The organism is Pannonibacter anstelovis (genome assembly GCF_036881715.1).
Classification (GTDB): domain Bacteria; phylum Pseudomonadota; class Alphaproteobacteria; order Rhizobiales; family Stappiaceae; genus Pannonibacter; species Pannonibacter anstelovis.
The window spans coordinates 18,894-37,526 of record NZ_JBAKBF010000014.1 but is presented as its reverse complement, the minus strand read 5'-3'; the positions used below and the strand labels follow the sequence as shown (position 1 = coordinate 37,526).

The window sequence follows — 18,633 nt, the reverse complement described above, 5'->3', positions numbered from 1 at the left end:
AAGCCTTTCGTTGCCGGGCACGCATGGCGTTGGTAGGTCTTCGGAAAGCCACTATTCCGGAGACTGGCCATGAATGGCACCCTCTCGCTTGATGATGTAAAGGCCGCAGCGGAGCAGCTGCGAGGGCACGCTTTTGAAACCCCGCTCCTGTCTTTCAAGGTGCTGGATGACGCAGCCGGGCGGAAGGTCTGGTTGAAGCCCGAAAATCTCCAGCGCACGGGCTCTTTCAAGTTCCGTGGTGCGTTCAACCGGTTGTCGCAGATCCCGGAAGGGGAGCGGGCGGCTGGCGTGGTGGCTTGCTCTTCGGGCAATCATGCGCAAGGCGTGGCCGAGGCGGCGCGCATTCTCGGCATGCCTGCCGTCATCGTCATGCCGGAGGATGCCCCTGCCATCAAGCTGAAGCGCACGGCCGAGATGGGCGCGCGGGTCGTGACCTACAAGCGGGGCGTCGAAGACCGGATCGCCATCGCCAAGGCCATCTGCGAGGAAAACGGCGCTACCTTTGTGCATCCTTACGACGACAGGGGTGTCATTGCTGGACAGGGGACCATTGGCCTTGAGATCGTCCGCCAGTCGGCAGCGCTCGGCCTTGATATCGAAGCGGTCGCAGCCTGCACGGGTGGCGGCGGGCTCACCAGCGGTGTGGCGCTGGGGTTGGAGGAAGGGCTGCCGGAGGCTGTGGTCTACACCTGCGAGCCGGCCGGCTTTGACGACTATGCCCGCTCGCTCGCCAGTGGCCGCCGCGAGGTCAATGCCAGCGGCTCGGGCTCGGTCTGCGATGCGATCCTAACCGAAAGCCCGGGAGAACTCTCCTTCGAGGTTCTGACCCGGCGCAAGGCACGCGGGCTGGTGGTGAGCGATGACGAAGCGCTGGCCGCTGTTGCCTTTGCCTTCCGCGAGCTCAAGCTGGTCGTGGAGCCGGGCGGAGCGGTGGCCCTTGCCTCGGTGCTTTTCCGCAAGATGCCTGCCGGAAACGGCCCAGTGGTGGCAATCCTCTCCGGCGGTAACATTGATCCGGAAACGCTGGAAACGGCGCTGACTGTCTGCAGCTTACTTCCAGGTAAGATCCCCGGCAGCAACTGAACTGCCGGGGCTCTCTGCATTTTGGGTCTCAGAAGCGGGCGTCGATGTCCACGACGCCGATCAGCTTGTGGTTCACGAATTCCTTGAGCCCGAGGCCGAGGAGCTCGCGGCCATAGCCGGAGCGGCCGATGCCGCCGAAGGGCAGGTCCGCTTCTACCTTGGTCGGGTGGTTGATGTAGACCATGCCGGTGGCAATCTGCCGGGCCACTTCCACGCCATGTGCGGTGTCACGGGTGAAGACCGAGCCGCCGAGACCGAAGGGGGAATCGTTGGCAATGCGGATTGCATCCGCTTCGTCCCGGGCACGGAAGATCATGGAAACGGGGCCGAAGAACTCCCAATAGCGGGCCGGGTTGTCCTCGCCGATGTCCGTCAGGATCACCGGCTGCACGAAGGCACCCTGATTGGGAACCGGCGGGCCAACCTCTTCCGCCTTGGCGCCATGTGCGATGGCCTCCTTCACCTTCTCCCTGATTTCATCAGCTGCACCTTGCGAGGACAAGGGCGCGAGCGTCGTCTGCGCGTCGAAAGGGTCGCCCGCTTTCAGGGCTGCGACGCCTTCGCGGTAGCGGGCCAGAAATTCGTCGTAGATCTCGTCCACAATGATCATGCGCTTGGATGACACGCAGACCTGACCGCCGTTCCAGTGGCGTCCGAAGACGGCCCAGCGGACGGTCTTTTCAAGGTCGGCATCGGCCAGCACGACGAAGGCATCCGCGCCACCCAGCTCCATGGTGGACTTCTTCAGCGCCTTGCCTGCCTGCGCAGCGACAATGGCGCCTGCACCTTCCGAGCCGGTCAGGGCGACGCCATGGACGCGCGGGTCGTTGATGATCATTTCCACCTGCGAACGGGTTGCATAGAGATTGGTAAAGGCGCCCTCCGGCAGGCCCGCTTCCCGCATCAGGCGCTCGAAGGCAGCAGCGCTCTGGGGAACGTTGGACGCGTGTTTCAGCAGGATGGTGTTCCCGGCAGACAGTTGCGGCGCGATGATGCGGGTGATCTGGTAATACGGGAAGTTCCATGGCTCGATTGCAAGCAGCACGCCAAGAGGCTCACAGACGAGCATGGCCTCGCCTTCGGCCGGATCGGCGACCTCCAGCTTCTCCGGCTGCAGCAGGCGTTCGGTGTTCCGGACGTAATATTCGAAGATCTTTGCCGACAGTTCGACTTCCGCCTTGGCCTCGGTGAAGAGTTTGCCCATTTCAAGCGTCAGCAGCCGGGCGTAGTCGTCAACGCTTGCGCGCAGAAGATCTGCCGCCTGCTGCAGGATCTTGCCACGGGCTGCGAAGGAAAGCGTCCGCCAGCCAAGAAAGGCTTCATGTGCCTTGCCGATGGCAACCGAGACTTCTGCATCCGTTGCCTCTGGAAATGTTTTCAGCACTTCACCCGTGTAAGGGTTTTGCGTCTTGTAGGCCATGCTGTCTCTCCAAGAAAAAATGAATTCGAATTTCTGGGGCGCAATCTTCGACTGGAGGCAGCTGTCAGGTATGCATGTACCTTTTCGATTGTCTGAACGTTATTTTTTTAAACATGCTTGCAGCATATTTGGGAGGAACATGCTGCACATGGCTGCCTGAATGTTGCGCTTGAAAAAAATCTAAGGGAATACAGGGGCGGCGGGCTTTGATACGGATCAATTAAGCATTTGTGCGGAGGTGCCTGAAATGAAAGAGCCCCCGGGTTAGGCCGGGGGCTCGAGAGGCTGCTGCGCGCCTTATTCTGTCTGTCAGGGTTTCTGTTTCAGCTGAACAGGGCCTGACGCTCGCTTTCGGTCAGCATGGCAAGCGGATCTTCATCCTCGGAGAATTCCTCGGCGGCCTCCCACTCTGCATCTGCCTGGGTCTCTTCTGCCAGGGCTTCATCACCGCCGCCCATGTCGAACAGCTTGGCGATATCGTCCTCGCCCATTTCCTGTTCCGGGTCATCAAAGCCCGCTTCTCCGGCAAACGTCTCGTCCGTCTGCTCGAAGATGGCGTCGATGGTGGCAGCATCCAGCTGATCCATGTCATGGTCATCGCTGGTTGCAACCGGTGCAGGGGCAGGAGCCGCTGCCTTGGCCGGAGCCGCAGCGGGCCTTGCTGCGGGCTGCGGCGCCGGAGCGGGTGCCGCTGCTGCTGCCGGAGCAGCGGTTTCGCCGGCAAATTCGACGCTGAAGAAGCCGCTGTTCTGAGCCGCAGCGCCATCTCCCATCATGTCATCAACGAAGGACTGGCTGACACCCTTGCCGGCAAGCTGAGGGCCATTGAGAAGATGCGCATCCGGGCGGGTGTCGACTGGGCCGGCGGTATCGTCCGCTTCCACATCCTCAATGCCCCAAATACCGATCATCAGGTTGATGCGGCTTTCGAGGTAGCGCAGGACATGCACCACCTTCTGGGTGCGCTGGCCGGTGAGATCCTGGAAGGAGCAGGCCATGAAGATTTCGGTGGCCTTGGCATCGATATCGTCGCACACCGCTTCGTCTGCGCCATGCTCGCGCAAGGTCCAGGCATATTCCTGGATCTTTTCGGCTGCGTTCAGGATGTCCTGAGTCGCACCTTCCGTCTGCGTGATGATCGCATCAAGTTCGTGAGAGGCATCCGTGAAACGGTTGCTTTCCTCATCTTCCTTCTTGATGTTGGAAATCTCACGCTTGGTGCGTTCGATTGCTTCATGCATGTCGGCAATATCGAGGCGGATGCGGTTGAGATCGGGAACGCTGCGTTCCCGGCGCATCATTTTCTCAAGCCGGGCAATGGCATCAAGAATGGAGTTTGTCTCGGAGCTGCGGTGGCGGCGCAGATATTCGGACAGAAAGCGGCGGCCGCGATCCGATTCCGAAAGGGTCTGCTCCAGTGTGTGATACTCATGCTCCGGTATCAGGACTGGCGGTTCGGTTTCTGCCATCGTATCGTCTCGGCGTCCTATCGCTGCAGCGGACATTCGATTCGAATGTTCCTCCAACTCATGCAGCATAATAGGTCCAAGAAGTTAACATCCCTTTAGGCCTTCAAGGTTTGATCCTCCATGAAGATGTTCCAAGTTGGGCTCGCCCCCCGGGTGAGTGCTCTCTATGGTGTCAATTTTGTCGGCACGGGATTATTTCTCCCATTTTTTCCGATCATTCTTGCCAATAGATCATACTCAGTTACAGAAGTCTCATTTGCTCTCGCAATTGGCACCTACGCAAAGATAGTAGCTTCTCCGTTTCTGACGGGGCTTTCTGACAGGACTGGCTTGCGCCGTCTTTCGATCTGCTTTTACTCATTGATGGGTATGGCTTTTCTTGCGTTATTTGCCTTTACGTCAAGTTATCCTCTGGCGGTCGCTGCCGTGATGGGGCTGATGGTCTGCTGGGCGCCGATTGTACCGCTGGCCGATGGATATGCGCTGGATGTCGTGCGCCAGACGGGGGCCACATACGGGCGCATGCGTCTTTGGGGCTCTGCTGCTTTCGTGGGAGGCACTGTTCTTGCCGGTTGGCTGATGATGCCGCACACCGAGATGCCCTACCTGGCCGGTATCCTTGGCTCGATGGTGGCGACCGTGCTGGTCGCCGGAACGCTGCCTCCCATGCGCAATCCCGAGCGGGAAGCCCGTGAGGCTTCTGCATCGGCCCGGGCATCAGACAGAAAGCCAGCCGTCTTCCGGGAGCACTGGTTTCTGGCATTGGTCACGCTCATCGGCCTCTCCCAGGCGGCACATTCAGCCTATTATGCGTTTTCAACGATTTACTGGACGAAATCAGGCGTTCCCGAACACTGGATGGGGCCCCTGTGGTCCGTCGGTGTGACGGCGGAAATCCTGCTCTTCCTGTTCGCGGCAAGGCTTCCGGCCTGGCTGACGCCGATGCGTCTGATCATCATCGGAACGGGCGGATCAGTGCTTCGCTGGGCGCTTTTCACCCATGTGCAGGACCCGGTCTTCATTGTGCCGATGCAGACCCTGCACGCGCTTTCTTTTGGGGCCGTTCATCTGGGGGGCGTGGCGTTGATTGCGCAGGCTGTGCCGATGCGCTGGTCTGCTACGGGGCAGAGCCTGATGGCGACATCCACCGGCTTTCTGACGGCAACGGCCACCTGGTTCAGCGGGCCGCTCTATGCGGCAAAGCCCGCCTATGCCTTTTATGCCATGTCAGCGATGGCCGCTCTGGCCTTCGTGTGTCTTCTGCTGCTGGCCCGCCATCCCGGTTTCAAGGCCGGGACGGCAGGCTGAATAGGTCTGGTGACCGGCAGGGTCAGCCCCAGAGACTGGACTGCGGCGGATGGACGAGACTGCCCTCATAGCTGAGGCCACCCTCACGGTCGGCAGTGAGCAGCAGGGGACCGTCAAGGTCAACATAATCAGCTGTTTGTGCCACGATGAGCGCCGGAGCCATGGCAAGAGACGTGCCGAGCATGCAGCCGGTCATGATCCTGTAGCCAAGGGCTCTCGCATCGGCTGCCAGTGCCAGCGCTTCGGTCAGGCCACCCGCCTTGTCCAGTTTGATGTTCACTGCGTCATAGAGCTGGCGCAGGCTGGCAAGTTCATGCCGGGTGTGCAGGCTTTCATCTGCACAGACCGTGATTGGCCGCTCTGCCGTGGCAAGCAGGCCGTCATTACCCGCAGGCAGGGGCTGTTCGATCAGTTCAACGCCTGCTGCCACACAGGCCGCCATGTTGACGGCAAAGCAGCTTTCGTCCCAGGCCTCGTTTGCATCCACGATCAGCCGTGCGTCTGGCGCCGCCGCCCGGACGGCGGCGATACGCGCATCATCGCCGGGGCCTGCCAGCTTCACCTTCAGCAGCGGGCGTGAGGCAGCCTTTGCCGCAGCCGCGCCCATGCTGTCCGCAGTTCCGACGCTGAGCGTATAGGCGGTGACGAGCGGTTTCATGGCGGCAAGGCCTGCCAGGGCGGCGGCGCTGGTGCCCGCTGCCTTGGCCTCAAGATCCCACAGAGCGCAGTCCAGCGCGTTCCGGGCTGCACCTGCCTCCATCTGCTCCTGCAGCTGCGTCCGGCTGATGTCCTGACCGAAGCGCGCTGCCGCGTCCTCGATCTGCTGCATCACGCTGGAGATGCTCTCGCCATAGCGGGCATATGGCACGCATTCGCCGCGGCCGGTGAAGCCGTCGCGGCTGATGCAGACGGTAACCACGTCCGCATGGGTCCGGCTGCCCCGCGAAATCGCGAAGCCGCCTTCGATGGCAAAACGCTCATGCGCTGCCGTTATGGTGAGAGGTGATGTCATGACTCAGGCCGCGCCGTAGATTTCAACCACCTTGTCCACCACCTTGGCCATGCCGTAGCGAACGGGGTCGGTTGCGGGCAGGCCGTACTTGGCGGACAGCTCCGCCAGATAGGCCTGGGCTTCCGCATCGCCAAGGGCAGCCGTATTCACCGCAATGCCGATGCAGCGGATGTCCGGGTTCGTCAGCTTGCCGCACTGGATCGTCAGGTCGATGACATCCTGAATGGAGGGCAGGGGCGTCTGCACACCGCGCATGGTGCGGCGGGTCGGCTCATGGCAGACGATGAAGGCATCGGGCTGGGCGCCATGCAGCAGGCCAAGCGTCACGCCCGCAAAGGACGGATGGAACAGGGAGCCCTGGCCCTCGATCACATCCCAGTGGCTTTCGTCCGCTGCCGGGGAGATCCATTCCACGGCGCCGGAGATGAAGTCGGCCACCACTGCGTCGATGGCAACACCTCGGCCCGAAATGAACACACCGGTCTGGCCGGTGGCGCGGAAGTCGCAGTCATAGCCGCGGGCGCGCATGTCCCGCTCCATGGCGAGGGCGGTGTACTTCTTGCCGACCGAGCAATCGGTGCCGACGGTGAGGATGCGCTTGCCGCTGCGCTTGCTGCCCTTGCCGGTGGCGAAGGTCATGTCCGAGTGGCGCACGTCGAACAGCTGGCGGCCATTGCGCTCTGCCGCTTCCTTGATGGCCGGAATTGAACCGAGGCGCACATGCAGCCCGCTGGCCACATCCATTCCGGCATCCAGCGCTTCCACGATGGAGGCAACCCAGTGATCCGGGAGACGCCCGCCTGCGTTCACGGCTCCGACGATCATGGTCTTGGCGCCAGCCTTTGCTGCGGCTGCGATGCTCATGTCGGTCAAGCCCGCATCGGCCTGGCAGCCCGGCAGGCGATTCTGCCCGATGCACCAGTCCCGGCGCCAGTCGACAACGCCAAGCGCTGTCTTCGCCGCCAGCGCATCCGGAACGTCGCCCAGGAACATCAGATAGGGGTTTGCAATATCCATTATATGATCTGCCTCTGCTGGTTGTTACCGGCCGCGCGTCTGGACGGCCTCCCTTTCTCTCAGGTATACGGGGTAGTCCTTCTCAGCGGCAAGGGGTCGCGTCAGCGCGCATGACATTACAGGTTGAACTGCTCGCCCCCAGATGCTCGGCCACCCATGATGGTGAGACCGTGACCTTTGCCTTGTCCGGAGACTGGGTAATCCGCACTGCCACGGAAGCCGAGGCGATTGTCGAGGGGCTTTCCGGCGAACAGGGGCAGGTCGAACTTGTCCTCGACTTGTCCGGGCTGCGTGCACTTGATACCGCTGGCGCCTGGTTGATCCACAAGCTGCGCGGGCGCATCGAGTTTTCCGGCACACGCATTCGCATCGATGGGCTTCGCCCGGAACAGGCGCTCCTGCTGACAGAAGTGGATGCCCACCATCCGCCTCCGCCAGCGCATGAGCCGCGGCAGGGAATGCTGATCAATCTCATGGAGACGACCGGCAAGTCGGTGGTTGAGGCGTGGCAGGATTTTATCGCCATGCTGCACATCCTTGGCTCGCTTAGTATGGTTGTCGCCACGGTTCTGTTTCAGCCCAAACGCCTGCGCGGAATCGCCATTGCCGTGCAATTCGACAAGTCCTGCATCGGGGCGGTGCCGATCGTCGGGTTGATGAGTTTCCTGATTGGCGCCATCATTGCCCAGCAGGGCGGTTTCTACCTGCGGCAGTTCGGTGCGGATCTTTTTGTCGTGGATCTGGCGGGTGTGCTCGTGTTGCGTGAGATTGGCGTTTTGCTGACCGCCATCATGGTAGCCGGCCGGTCGGGCTCTGCCTTTACGGCGGAACTCGGGTCAATGAAGATGCAGGAGGAAATCGATGCCCTCCACGTCATCGGCCTCAATGTAACCGAGGTCCTGATTCTCCCGCGTCTGCTGGCGCTCATGGCGGCCATGCCTGTTCTGACCTTCGTATCTGATCTGGCTGCTCTGACAGGTTCAGGGCTTGTGACCTGGTGGTATCTGGAGATTCCGCCAGCGGCCTATCTGAGCCGCCTGGAAGAGGCCATCACCGTTCAGACCTTTATCGTTGGCATGGTCAAGGCACCTTTCATGGCGCTGATCATCGGCCTGATTGCCTGTGTGGAAGGCCTGAAGGTTGGCGGTTCGGCCGATTCCCTTGGCCGTCACACCACCATGTCTGTGGTCAAGGCAATCTTCCTCGTCATCGTCGTTGATGGCCTTTTCGCCATCTTCTTTGCCGCCATCAACGTATAAGGGGCATTGATGAGCACTGCAGACGCCCTGAATGAGACGGTCCGGCCCGCGCAGCAGCGTGAGGTTCTGCTGTCTGCGCGCGGTGTCATCGTCGGTTTCGGCAAGAAGATCATCCTCGATGGGCTGGACCTTGATGTCTACCGGGGGGAAGTGCTGGGGTTTGTCGGCGGCTCGGGGACAGGTAAATCGGTGCTGATGCGTGCCATCCTCGGTCTTACGCCGCGCCGCGCCGGCAGTATTTCCGTTTTTGGCCAGGACCTCGACAGCGCCACTGCGGCGGAGCGCAACTGGATCGAACGGCGCTGGGGGGTGCTGTTTCAGCAAGGCGCACTGTTCTCCTCGCTCACGGTCAAGCAGAACATTCAGGTGCCGATGCGCGAGTATCTCGGGCTTTCGCAGCGGCTGATGGACGAATTCGCTTTTCTGAAACTGGAACTGGTCGGCCTGCCGCGTGATGCGGCGGACAAATATCCGTCCGAGCTGTCCGGCGGCATGGTCAAGCGCGCCAGCCTTGCCCGTGCTTTGTCACTAGACCCGGATCTGGTGTTTCTGGACGAGCCGACCTCGGGTCTTGACCCCATCGGTGCAGCGGCTTTCGACGGGTTGATTGCGAAGTTGCGTGAAACCCTTGGTCTGACCGTTTATATGGTGACACATGACCTTGATAGCCTGCATTCGATCTGCGACCGTATTGCGGTTCTGGGTGAAAAGCGGGTTCTGCTTGCCGGCACAGTGGATGACATGATGGAGAGCGAGCACCCTTGGGTGAAATCCTACTTCCGGGGCGAGCGCGCCCTGCGCAGGGTTTGAAAGGCAGCTGATGGAAACCCGTGCAAATTACGTGATGATCGGCGGCTTCGTTCTCGGCATTCTCGTCGCAGCATTCCTGTTCATCTACTGGCTGGCGGCTGCGGCTGATTCCGGCAAGAGCATCAATGTGAAGGTCGTCTTTCCGGGCGCTGTGACCGGCTTGCCCGTCGGGGGACAGGTGCTTTTCAACGGCATCAAGGTCGGCGATGTTTCGGCGCTGGATTTCGACCCGGCCGATCCGCGCATCGTTATTGCCACAATCCGTGTCTCTCCCAACGCCCCCTTGCGCAAGGACGTGCGGGCGACGCTTGGTTTCCAGGGGCTGACCGGCGTTGCCTATGTGGATCTGAAGGGGGGGTCGACGGAGACCGGGTTGCTTCTGGATGCGCTGAACGATGGCAAGGAGCCGGTGATCTATGCCGACCGCTCGTTCTTTGACGATGTACTGGAAAACGGCCGCGATGTGTTGCGCAAGGCGGACACCACGCTTGAATCCATCAATGAAGTTCTGAGGGAAAACCAGCCGGTCATTGCCTCCACCATGCGCAATGTCGAGACATTCTCTGCTGCGCTCGCTGAGAACTCCGATGGCGTGAAGGACTTCATGGCCTCTATCGGCGAGGCTACCAGGGCTTTCAGTTCGTTGTCCGGCAAGCTCGAAGGACTGACAATGCAGGGTGAGCGGATTTTGGCCGCCGTACCGGATGACAAGGTTGAAGAGCTGGTTGTCAACATCACCGAGTTCTCGGATTCTCTGAGGGCCGCAGGGCCTGAAATCCGCCAGATCATGGGTGATGCGAGCTCTGCCGTGGCCAATGTGCAGCAGTTCACCGAGCGGGTGAATGCGTCCCTGACGCAGGTCGAAGCGGTGGTCAATGCGGTCAAGCCTGAAGAGGTTCAGCGTGTCGTGGCAGGGGCAGCGAGCCTTGGCGACGTGCTCTCCAACCGCTCTTCTGACATTGATGAACTGATCCGCAGCACGGCCAGCACGATGGCGCATGTGGATCAGGTGGCGCAGACGATCCGCAGCCGCGAGGAAGATATCGTTACGCTGATCGGGGATGCGCAGAAGCTGCTAGCTGGCCTTATCAAGACCGTGGATGACACCGGTGAGGTGGTCGCCGCGATCGATCCGGGCCGCATTTCCTCGATTGTCGATGCTGTCGACCGTACGGTCAGCGCCATTGCCGGGCAGGGCAACGCCATCGCTGAGACGATTGCCTCGGCACGCAACGCAGCAACCAATGTGGAGCGCATGTCGGCTGACCTTTCCGCCCGCACAGACGACGTGAACCAGATCATCACGGATGCAAAGACAGTCGCCGCGAACCTCAACACCTCGTCCGAAAAGCTGAATGGCCTGATGGACAAGGTGAACACCATGGTGGACGGCGATGGCGAAGGCCTGATTACCGAGGCAACGAAGGCAATGACGGCTATCCGCAAGGTGGCGGAGGCGTTTGAAAGCCGTGCAGATGGCATTGCCGACGGCCTGTCGAAGTTTGCTTCGCAGGGCTCGGCTGATCTGGCGGCAACGCTGGGGCAGGTCAACCGGACCTTCATCACCCTGCAGCGGGCGATCGAGAACTTCGATCGCGCTCCGAACCGGGTGATCTTTGGCGGGGATGACGTGCCGCGCTTCAACGGCGGCCAGCGCCGCTGAAAACCGGTGCTGCCTGAAGGGCTGCCTTGCCCTCAGGCGGTGACGGGATACCGACGAAACAGGGGCCATGGCGTTGCGGCGCTGCGGCCTGGCAAGGAACGGCACAGGCCGGGAAGACGAAGGGCATGACCGACGCTGTAACGCTGATCAACCGCCGCCGTGCAGTGACGCTTCTGGGGCTTGGAGCCCTGGCGGCAGGCCTGTCTGCCTGTGCTTCCACTGCTCCCAGTGCGCTCTATGGTATCGAGGCTCCGGCGGCGGCGGCCAGTGCAGGTGGTGCCCGCAAGCCCGTTCAGGTGCTGGTCGCTGTGCCGAAGGCGCTGCAGGCGCTCGACAGCAGCAACATCGCCGTGGCGCAGCAAGGGCCGGTCTACAGCTATTTTCCGCAGGCTGCCTGGGCTGATCAGCTCGGCAATGTGGTGCAGACCGGTTTGGTGCGGACCCTCGAGAATACCGGCCGTCTGCGCGGGGTCGGCATGCCGGGTGATGGCTTGCTGATCGATTATCAGCTGCAGACCGAGATCCGGTCCTTTGAACTGAACATCGCCGGCAGTGCGCGCGGCGTCGTGGAAATCGCAGCCCGGCTCGTGAACGACCGCAACGGCCGGACGGTGGACAGCCAGGTCTTCCGCGCCGAAGTGCCCTCTGGCGGCCAGAGTGCTGAACAGGCTGTGCGGGCGATGAACTCCGCCGCAGGGCAGGTCTTCGCCGAACTGGCAGCCTGGGTCATTTCAAAGGTCTGACGTGTGACAGGGCAGGGTACTGGTAACCGGCACTGAGTCACCCCGGCCTAGCGCAGCGCGAGCCGGGCCCCGACCGTTTGCAGAGAAAATGAAACTGTCTGTTGCCGGGCGGCAAGCTCCCGTCCGCAGCAAGACTTTGCGCCGGAGCTCAACCTCACCTCTCTGCGAACGAGTGGACCTTGGCTCAGAGGTTGTGACTGCGGCTTGAGAGAGCAGGAAGCAGTGCCTGCCTCACAGGGCCCGGCACAAGGCCGGGACGGCGGAGAGAGCTTATCTCCTATCGCAGGAGATTCCGGGGGCTCTGCCGAAGTGACCGGGCACTGCCTGAACGGCCCCCGTGCCGCCCCCCACCGCGCCGTCCCGGCCTTGTGCCACGACCTGTCAGGGATTTTCTGCCAGTTGGTTCTGCGACTTCGGCAGGATCCTGCGCAGCAGCGTCAGGATGCTCATAGGCCTAAAAAAAGCCCGCCGGATCGCTCCGGCGGGCTTCTTCTGTTTCAGGTCAGGCTGTCTCAGTCGAGGCGGCCGCTGGCGTGGGCCAGCATGGTGTAGACCTTGCCCGTGTCGGAGGTCAGATAGGTCTGACCCAGCATGTTGTCACGGTCATTGCGCGAGACCTGCGTGAGGAGCTGCTCGAAATCGGCGATGTACCGGTCAACCGCCGTGCGGAATTCCGGATCGCGGCCGTATTTCTGGCGGATCTCGTCGAAGGTCTGCTGGCCCTGCAGCGTGTAGAGACGGCGGGTGAACACATGCCGTTCGCCGCGCTTGTAGCGGTCCCACAGATCGATGAAGGTCTCATGGTCAATGGCCCGGGCGATGTCCATGGACAGCGAATTCAGGCTTTCCACCATGTGCAGCGGGCTGCGGGGTGCCTTGCCGCCGTCCTCGTCACGCGAGGCGCGGCGCAGCAGATCGCTCACCCAACCCTTGCCGCTTCCTGCTTCCGGTGCCTGCTCGGGAGCAGGGGCCGCTGCCGGGCGGCGCGTTGCTGCAGGCCGCGGTTCCGGCTCGCTGCGCGGGGCAGGGGCCGCCGGACGGCTCTGGGCGGCGTAGCTCGCAGCCGGGGCCGCGCTGGCGGCAACGGCACGCTCCTGCGGGCGTGAGATATCCAGTGCGCTCGACTGGCGGGCGACGATATCCGACAGCTCGGTGAGTGCGCGGATCTGCTCGTTGACGACCTTGCGCAGGGCGGCAGACGATTCTTCCGCCTCTTCCGGCAGGTTGAGAACGCCCTGCTTCAGTTCCTTGCGGGTTGCCTCCAGCTCGCGGTGCACCTCGCGGGCAACATCCCGCATGCGGGTTGCCGCTTCGCCGAACCGCTCCTGTGCTTCTGTCACGGTGCGGCTCATTTCCGTCATGATCTCGTCCTGCACGGCGCGGATTGCGTCGCGGGCGCGCTGACCCTCCATGCCTGCGGTGAGGCGCATGGATTCGAACTGCTCGGCCACCTGACGCGAGGCAGCTTCGGCAGCAGCCGAGAGCATGGTGGCGGCTTCGCGGGCCCGGTCATCAGCCGAGTCCAGCGTTTCCGTCAGCGTGCTGGTGAAGGTGCGCATCAGCGTGTCGACCGTTTCGGTCTTTGCCAGCAGCGTGTCGGCCACCTGTTCAATGGCGGTCTTGCGCTCGGCCACGCGGCCCTCGACCAGACGGTTCGTCTCCTCAAGGTGACGTGCCGCGCTGATGAGATCCTGGCTCTGCTGGTCGAAGCGGGTCGACAGGGCCTTGATGTCGGCCAGAACCGTAGTCGAGATATCCCGCAGCGCCCCAACCTGCCCGTCGATGAGGCCGGTAGAGGAGTTGGTTTCTGCGACGGCACGGTCCACGGCGGAGCGGAACTCGCTGGCCCGGCGGGCCAGGTTGGTCTCCACGTCCGACAGGTTCTGACCTGCGTCTGTCATCACCTGATGCAGCGTGCTGTTCGACTGGTCAAGGCGGTCCAGGATGGCCGAAACGTCGGCTTCCAGACGCAGCTTGGTCTCTTCCAGGACGTTGACGGCGCGGTTGCTGCGCTCGTCGAGGCCGTTGATGATGCGGTCTCCTGCTTCCACCAGCGAACGGGTCGCCTCGAGGCCGCGCTGTGCGAAGCTCTCGGTGACGTCGCGGCCCTTGACGGAGATGGCGTCAAGGATGGCGCGGTGGATCTCGGACACACGGCCAGTGAGTTCATTGGCGCGGGTTTCGATGGCAGCAACCAGCTGGTTGCCGTCTTCACCCACGAGCTTGGTGAACTCTGCGCTCTGCGAGGAGAAGGCTTCGTTGAGGGCTGCGGCCTTCTCGAGCATTTCCTGGGCAACGGCATGGCCGCGCTGGGACAGCATATCGGCTGCCTGCTGCACGGCGCCACTGACGCGGCTGCGCACCGAGTCCGCCTCGCCGGAGATGAGATTGCGCATCTCTTCCACGGTGCGGGTGAGGGTGACGCGGGCATGCTCGCTCTCGGCATTGAGGTTGCCGGAGATTTCCGCGATCGTGCGGGCAAGATCGCCGCGCACCTTGTCGCTTTCGCCGGTCAGAGAGCCGGAGAACTCGGCCAGTGTGCTCACGTAGAGCGTGCGGGCCTTCTCGCTTTCCACGGCCATGGAGCGGGCAGCCTCGGCAACGGCGCTGAGCACCATGTTGCGGATGCGCTCGCCTTCGCCGGAGAGGGAGCCGGTGGCAACGGTCATTGCGCCGGTGACGCTCTCGGCAGCCTTCTGGCTTTCGCCTTCCAGCACGCTGCGCACTTCGCCGACTGCCGTCAGCACCATATCGCGGATGCGCTCGCCTTCGCCCGACAGCGAACCGGTTGCCAGGGCCATGGCGCTGGTAACGGTTTCTGCGGCCCGCTGGCTTTCGCCAACCAGAACGCCACGTGCTTCGCCAACGGCACCCAGCACCAGCTGGCGCAGGCGGTCGCCTTCACCAGACAGCTTGCCTGTGACGTCGGAGAAGGTCGTGCTGACCGTCTCGACGGTGCGGCTGCGCTCTTCGGAGAGGGCGGAAGCGGCCTGCGTGACGGCGTCCAGCACCATCTCGCGGACGCGGGTGCTCTCGCCGCTCAGCGTCGAGGTGGCATCCTGCATGGCTTCGGTCAGCACCAGACGGGCGCGCTCGGTCTCCGACGTCAGGGTGCCGGAGATGGAGGACAGGCGGTCGGTGAGAACCGATTCCAGCTGGCTGGCGCGGCTGTCGAGGGTTTCCGCCACTTCGAACACCTTGGCGCCGAGCGACACGTTGATTTCCGCAATCCGTTCGGAGAGGGACTCGGTCAGTTCCGCGCTCTGGCGGGCCAGAACAGAGCCTGCCTCGTCGAGGCGGCTGTCGAGTGCCTGTGCCATTTCGGACTGGCCGTCGACGAATGCCTTGGCGATCTCGCGGGTGCGGGCAATCAGGGTTTCGCTGATCTGGCGGGCACGGCTGTCGAGGGTCTGATCGATCCGCTCAGTGCCGGCAATCATGCTCTGGGCAAGGTGATCGGCCTTCTCGGAGATGGCTTCGGCGGCCTGATCCACGCGTTCGCCAATGAGGCGTCCCACGGTGTCGGCCTTGTCGGCGAGAGATTCGCCGGCTGTTTCCACGCGCCGTGCCAGTTCGAAGGTGATCGCGTCGGAGCGGTCGGCCAGAACGTCAGCAATGGTGCGCGACTTCTGTTCGAGCGTCTCGCTGAGCAGTTCCGTGCGGGTGCTGATCGCATCGGAGAGCATGACCGTGCGCGTTTCCAGAGCCGCTTCGAAGGCAGCCGTGCGCTGCTCCAGCGTCAGATCCAGGCTGTTGATGCGGCTGTCAAGCGAGGCATCAAGGCCGCTGGCGCGGATTTCGAAGGTCTGGTCAAGCCGGTTGATGCTGTCACCCAGCGCTGTATCCAGCGTGGTGATGCGGTTGTCGAAGGTCTGGTCCAGACGGCCAAGGCGGCTGTCGAGCGCAGCGTCGAGGCTGCTGGCCCGGGCTTCAAAGGTCTGATCGAAGCGGTTGATGTTGTCGCTGAGCGTTGTTTCCAGCCCGCCAATGCGCGCATCGAACGTCTGGTCGATGCGGCTGATGCGGCTGTCGAGTGCCAGATCGAGCCCGCCAACGCGGTGCTCGAAGGTCTGGTCTAGGGTTTCCAGTCGGCTGTCGAGCGTCTGCGCCAGCACGGTGGAACGGCTGTCGAAGCTTTCGACCAGCTGCGAACCGCGCTCGGTGACAATCTTTTCCAGCTCGGTGAGGTGGGTCGCAAGGCCTTCCTGCAGGGCCTGGCCGCGCAGTTCCATGGTCTCGGCAATGCGGTCGCCGACGGAGCCGATGTCGGCGCTGACGCGCTCGCCACGTGTGCCGATGAGGCGGGCGAGTTCGGTGCCGGTCTCGGCCAGCTTCTGGGCGAGCTCCGTGGTGCGCTGGCCGAGCGAGCTGGAGATTTCGGAGGATGCTGCCTGCAGCGTCTCACGGAAGCCGATGGTCTGGCTCTCGATGAGCAGGGCCATTTCGGTGCCACGCGCGCCAAGGCGGGTGTCGAGTTCAGCACCGTGCACGGTGATGGCCGTCTCGATGCGCTCGCTGATGGAGCCGAGGCGGTCCGCCAGATCGCCGCCGCGGCCGGTGATGGTCTCGGCGAGGCTGGAGGATGTTGCATCCAGCTTCGCAGCGATTTCGCCGCCGCGCAGGGACAGATCCACGACGATGGATTCACCGGTGCCGCGCAGGATCTCGGCGACCTCGGAGCTGCGCTCGGCGAGGGTCTCGACGATCTCGGCGCCCTTGAAGGAGATGGCGTCGGTGACGGCCTGGCCGCGCTCGGTGATGCTGCTGACAACGCGCTCGCCGGTGTCGCTGAGCGAAGCATCCAGCTGCGACACGCGGGTGTCGACAGTGGTGATCAGCTCATCGGTGCGGGCGGAGATGGTGTCAATCAGGCGGCCCGAGGTAAGCGACAGGGTCGCGTTGATTTCATCACCGCGCAGCGCAATGGTTTCGCCAACGGTGTTGCCGGTGCGTTCCAGCGCCTCGGTGAATTCCTGCGTGCGCTGGGTAAGGGTCGTGGTGATTTCGCCGCCGCGCAAGTCCAGCGTCTGGACAAAGCTGCTGGCTGTTTCGGCAAAGCGGTCGTTGACCTCCTTGCCACGGGCGGACAGGGTTTCCCACATGTCGTTGCCGGTGCGCGACAGGTTGTCGACCAGTTCGCTGCCGGAAGAAGTGAGGCGGGCCACATAGTCGCCGGCGCGGTCGGTGAGGGCGTCGACCAGTTCGGAACCGGAAGCATTGAGCGTAGAGCTGAGCGCGTCGATGCGGCTGTCGACGGAGCTGGTCAGCTCATTGATGCGGTCTTCCACGGCAGACATAAGGCGCGAGGTCGCCGTATCGACCGTCTTGGAGATTTCCTCGGAGGTGGCGGACAGCTGCCCGGCAAAGCTCTCGTGAGCGCCGGAAATGGACTCACGCACCCGGTCGGCATTGGCAAGGATGGCCTCGCGCTGGCTGACCAGTTCCTCGATGAGGGCGCGGATCTTCAGCTCGTTGTCGTTGTAGGAACGCTCGAGCGAGGAGACTTCGTTATGGACGAGGACTTCCAGCTCGCTGGCGCGGGCAATGGCGCGCTCGATGCCGTCGCCCATTGCAGCGACTTCGCGGCGGATGGCCTGGCCAACGGACAGAACCGATTCCTTGGCCATGTCTTCCGGTTCTGCAAGGCGCAGAGCCACTTCCGTCATGCCACGGGCGACGATGCGCATTTCCTGCGCGCGCCAGATCATCATGGCCATGACCCAGAAGAACAGGACCGGCACGGCAATGGCAACGCCGGCAAGCACCAGACCGGGGGCTGCGGAAAGGCCCGCGCCGCTGGACAGGGCTTCGATCTGCGTGCCGAAGCTGGAGATGGTGAGGATCGACCCGATGGCGCCCCAGACGACGCTCAGCACCAGCGCCACCCAGAAGGGGGCAGCCGATGGACGGCGCTGCAGGGCGAAAATCAGATTGCCGATGGTGCGGCGGTCGTCATTGGCCGCAGGCGGGCGTCCGCCGCGTCCCCGGCCCCGGCGCCCCTCGCCGGATGCAGTGCTATCTGCTGCATCGGAAGATCCGCTGCCCGGTCTTTCGGCGCGTGCCGCTTCGCCAAGGGCCGCGCGGGCCCCGTCATCGCTGCCCGCAGCCGTTGCCGGGCCGCCGAAGTCGAGCTTCAGCGCCTCTTCAACTGCCGACAGTGCCGCTTCCGCCGGGTCTTTCACCTTCGGGGGATTTGCCATCTGGATCGCCTCACATCCGAACTCATTACAAATCGGAGGCCTGAGCCACCGAGCACGTTTTCCCGCGCCGTTCCGGGTCTGCCTCCGCCTCGATTCTGACGCAGAAACCGTCCGCCGCTTGGACATGACAGGACAGGACAGGGTGCCGCCGCATCGGCTGCCTGACGCTGAGTCAGGCGGCCTTTTCCCCATCTTGCCGCATCAGACAACGTAATGGCACAATCTGCGTTAAGGAACAAGAAACGCCATTGTGAGTCAGTCTGCCGGAGGTGGTGAAGCCATGAGTCAACGCAACGTAAGATCGTCCTCGGGCGGGCCTGCGGACACCACCGCACCTGAGGCAGCTGGTGCGAAAAAGCCCTCTGCGGCACAGCTCAAGTGGCTTGCCAGAGGCTTGGCGCAGGCCGGTGGAAAACTTCCACTTTTTGACGATGAGGGCCGCTCAATTCCCCCTGCCACAATCCGCGCCTGCATGGCTGCAGGCTGGGCAGAGCCTTGGTTTTCCAACCCAATCAAGCCGGACTGGCTCGTCTGCCGCCTGACGGATGCGGGACGCAAGGCCGTCATCGCCGCCTCCGGCAAATAGTCACTGCCGGCTGCAACGGCCTGCCATCTTGGGACAGCTGTGCGTCCGCGGCCTGGGATGGTG

12 protein-coding genes are annotated in these 18,633 nt (G+C 62.9%); 7 read left to right on the top strand and 5 right to left on the bottom strand.

What is annotated here, in order from left to right; translation table 11 throughout:
* The first annotated feature begins 69 nt into the window (after window positions 1-69).
* Entirely contained in the window at window positions 70-1,083 is a 1,014-nt protein-coding gene (locus tag V6L75_RS18355) for a threonine ammonia-lyase (protein ID WP_334252933.1), read from the top strand.
* A 28-nt stretch (window positions 1,084-1,111) separates the two neighbouring features.
* Here V6L75_RS18355 and V6L75_RS18350 read toward each other — a convergent pair whose 3' ends face one another.
* A complete protein-coding gene (locus tag V6L75_RS18350) occupies window positions 1,112-2,503 on the bottom strand; it encodes an NAD-dependent succinate-semialdehyde dehydrogenase (protein ID WP_334252932.1) in 1,392 nt (463 codons plus the stop codon).
* A gap of 323 nt (window positions 2,504-2,826) precedes the next feature.
* Window positions 2,827-3,972: a protein phosphatase CheZ gene (locus tag V6L75_RS18345; protein WP_334252931.1), complete on the bottom strand. Its 1,146-nt coding sequence runs from the start codon at window positions 3,970-3,972 to the stop codon at window positions 2,827-2,829.
* 120 nt (window positions 3,973-4,092) lie between these two features.
* Here V6L75_RS18345 and V6L75_RS18340 point away from each other — a divergent pair, with 120 nt between their 5' ends.
* Entirely contained in the window at window positions 4,093-5,280 is a 1,188-nt protein-coding gene (locus V6L75_RS18340) for an MFS transporter (RefSeq protein ID WP_334252930.1), read from the top strand.
* A gap of 22 nt (window positions 5,281-5,302) precedes the next feature.
* Here V6L75_RS18340 and dgcA read toward each other — a convergent pair whose 3' ends face one another.
* Together dgcA and dgcN are read right to left on the bottom strand one after the other, a co-directional pair.
* Window positions 5,303-6,292, bottom strand: coding sequence for an N-acetyl-D-Glu racemase DgcA (dgcA, locus tag V6L75_RS18335; protein WP_334252929.1), 990 nt, complete (start codon window positions 6,290-6,292; stop codon window positions 5,303-5,305).
* Between the two features lie 3 nt (window positions 6,293-6,295).
* Window positions 6,296-7,309: an N-acetyltransferase DgcN gene (dgcN, locus tag V6L75_RS18330; RefSeq protein ID WP_334252928.1), complete on the bottom strand. Its 1,014-nt coding sequence runs from the start codon at window positions 7,307-7,309 to the stop codon at window positions 6,296-6,298.
* Window positions 7,310-7,419: 110 nt separating this feature from the next.
* Between dgcN and V6L75_RS18325 the strand changes: the two genes are divergently transcribed.
* From V6L75_RS18325 to V6L75_RS18310, 4 genes are all read left to right on the top strand, one after another.
* Window positions 7,420-8,568, top strand: a complete 1,149-nt coding sequence (locus tag V6L75_RS18325) for an ABC transporter permease (RefSeq protein ID WP_334252927.1) — start codon at window positions 7,420-7,422, stop codon at window positions 8,566-8,568.
* Between the two features lie 9 nt (window positions 8,569-8,577).
* Entirely contained in the window at window positions 8,578-9,378 is an 801-nt protein-coding gene (locus tag V6L75_RS18320) for an ABC transporter ATP-binding protein (RefSeq protein ID WP_334252925.1), read from the top strand.
* A 10-nt stretch (window positions 9,379-9,388) separates the two neighbouring features.
* Window positions 9,389-11,041: an MlaD family protein gene (locus V6L75_RS18315; RefSeq protein WP_334252924.1), complete on the top strand. Its 1,653-nt coding sequence runs from the start codon at window positions 9,389-9,391 to the stop codon at window positions 11,039-11,041.
* A gap of 125 nt (window positions 11,042-11,166) precedes the next feature.
* Window positions 11,167-11,784 carry an ABC-type transport auxiliary lipoprotein family protein gene (locus V6L75_RS18310; protein WP_334252923.1) on the top strand — a complete coding sequence of 206 codons (618 nt, stop codon included), beginning with the start codon at window positions 11,167-11,169 and terminating at the stop codon, window positions 11,782-11,784.
* Between the two features lie 512 nt (window positions 11,785-12,296).
* On the opposite strand, the gene V6L75_RS18305 is transcribed toward V6L75_RS18310, so the two are convergent.
* Window positions 12,297-17,984 (bottom strand): apolipoprotein A-IV repeat region-like domain-containing protein, encoded by a 5,688-nt coding sequence (locus tag V6L75_RS18305; protein ID WP_334252922.1) that lies wholly within the window; start codon window positions 17,982-17,984, stop codon window positions 12,297-12,299.
* Window positions 17,985-18,264: 280 nt separating this feature from the next.
* On the opposite strand from V6L75_RS18305, the gene V6L75_RS18300 reads away from it, so the two are divergent.
* Window positions 18,265-18,570: a hypothetical protein gene (locus V6L75_RS18300; RefSeq protein WP_334252921.1), complete on the top strand. Its 306-nt coding sequence runs from the start codon at window positions 18,265-18,267 to the stop codon at window positions 18,568-18,570.
* Window positions 18,571-18,633 lie beyond the last annotated feature (63 nt).

Bases quoted from the DNA above. Each gene is read 5' to 3' on its own strand.
- V6L75_RS18355 (WP_334252933.1), top strand. From the start codon at position 70: ATGAATGGCACCCTCTCGCTTGATGATGTAAAGGCCGCAGCGGAGCAG.
- V6L75_RS18350 (WP_334252932.1), bottom strand. From the start codon at position 2,503: ATGGCCTACAAGACGCAAAACCCTTACACGGGTGAAGTGCTGAAAACA.
- V6L75_RS18345 (WP_334252931.1), bottom strand. From the start codon at position 3,972: ATGGCAGAAACCGAACCGCCAGTCCTGATACCGGAGCATGAGTATCAC.
- V6L75_RS18340 (WP_334252930.1), top strand. From the start codon at position 4,093: ATGAAGATGTTCCAAGTTGGGCTCGCCCCCCGGGTGAGTGCTCTCTAT.
- dgcA (WP_334252929.1), bottom strand. From the start codon at position 6,292: ATGACATCACCTCTCACCATAACGGCAGCGCATGAGCGTTTTGCCATC.
- dgcN (WP_334252928.1), bottom strand. From the start codon at position 7,309: ATGGATATTGCAAACCCCTATCTGATGTTCCTGGGCGACGTTCCGGAT.
- V6L75_RS18325 (WP_334252927.1), top strand. From the start codon at position 7,420: ATGACATTACAGGTTGAACTGCTCGCCCCCAGATGCTCGGCCACCCAT.
- V6L75_RS18320 (WP_334252925.1), top strand. From the start codon at position 8,578: ATGAGCACTGCAGACGCCCTGAATGAGACGGTCCGGCCCGCGCAGCAG.
- V6L75_RS18315 (WP_334252924.1), top strand. From the start codon at position 9,389: ATGGAAACCCGTGCAAATTACGTGATGATCGGCGGCTTCGTTCTCGGC.
- V6L75_RS18310 (WP_334252923.1), top strand. From the start codon at position 11,167: ATGACCGACGCTGTAACGCTGATCAACCGCCGCCGTGCAGTGACGCTT.
- V6L75_RS18305 (WP_334252922.1), bottom strand. From the start codon at position 17,984: ATGGCAAATCCCCCGAAGGTGAAAGACCCGGCGGAAGCGGCACTGTCG.
- V6L75_RS18300 (WP_334252921.1), top strand. From the start codon at position 18,265: ATGAGTCAACGCAACGTAAGATCGTCCTCGGGCGGGCCTGCGGACACC.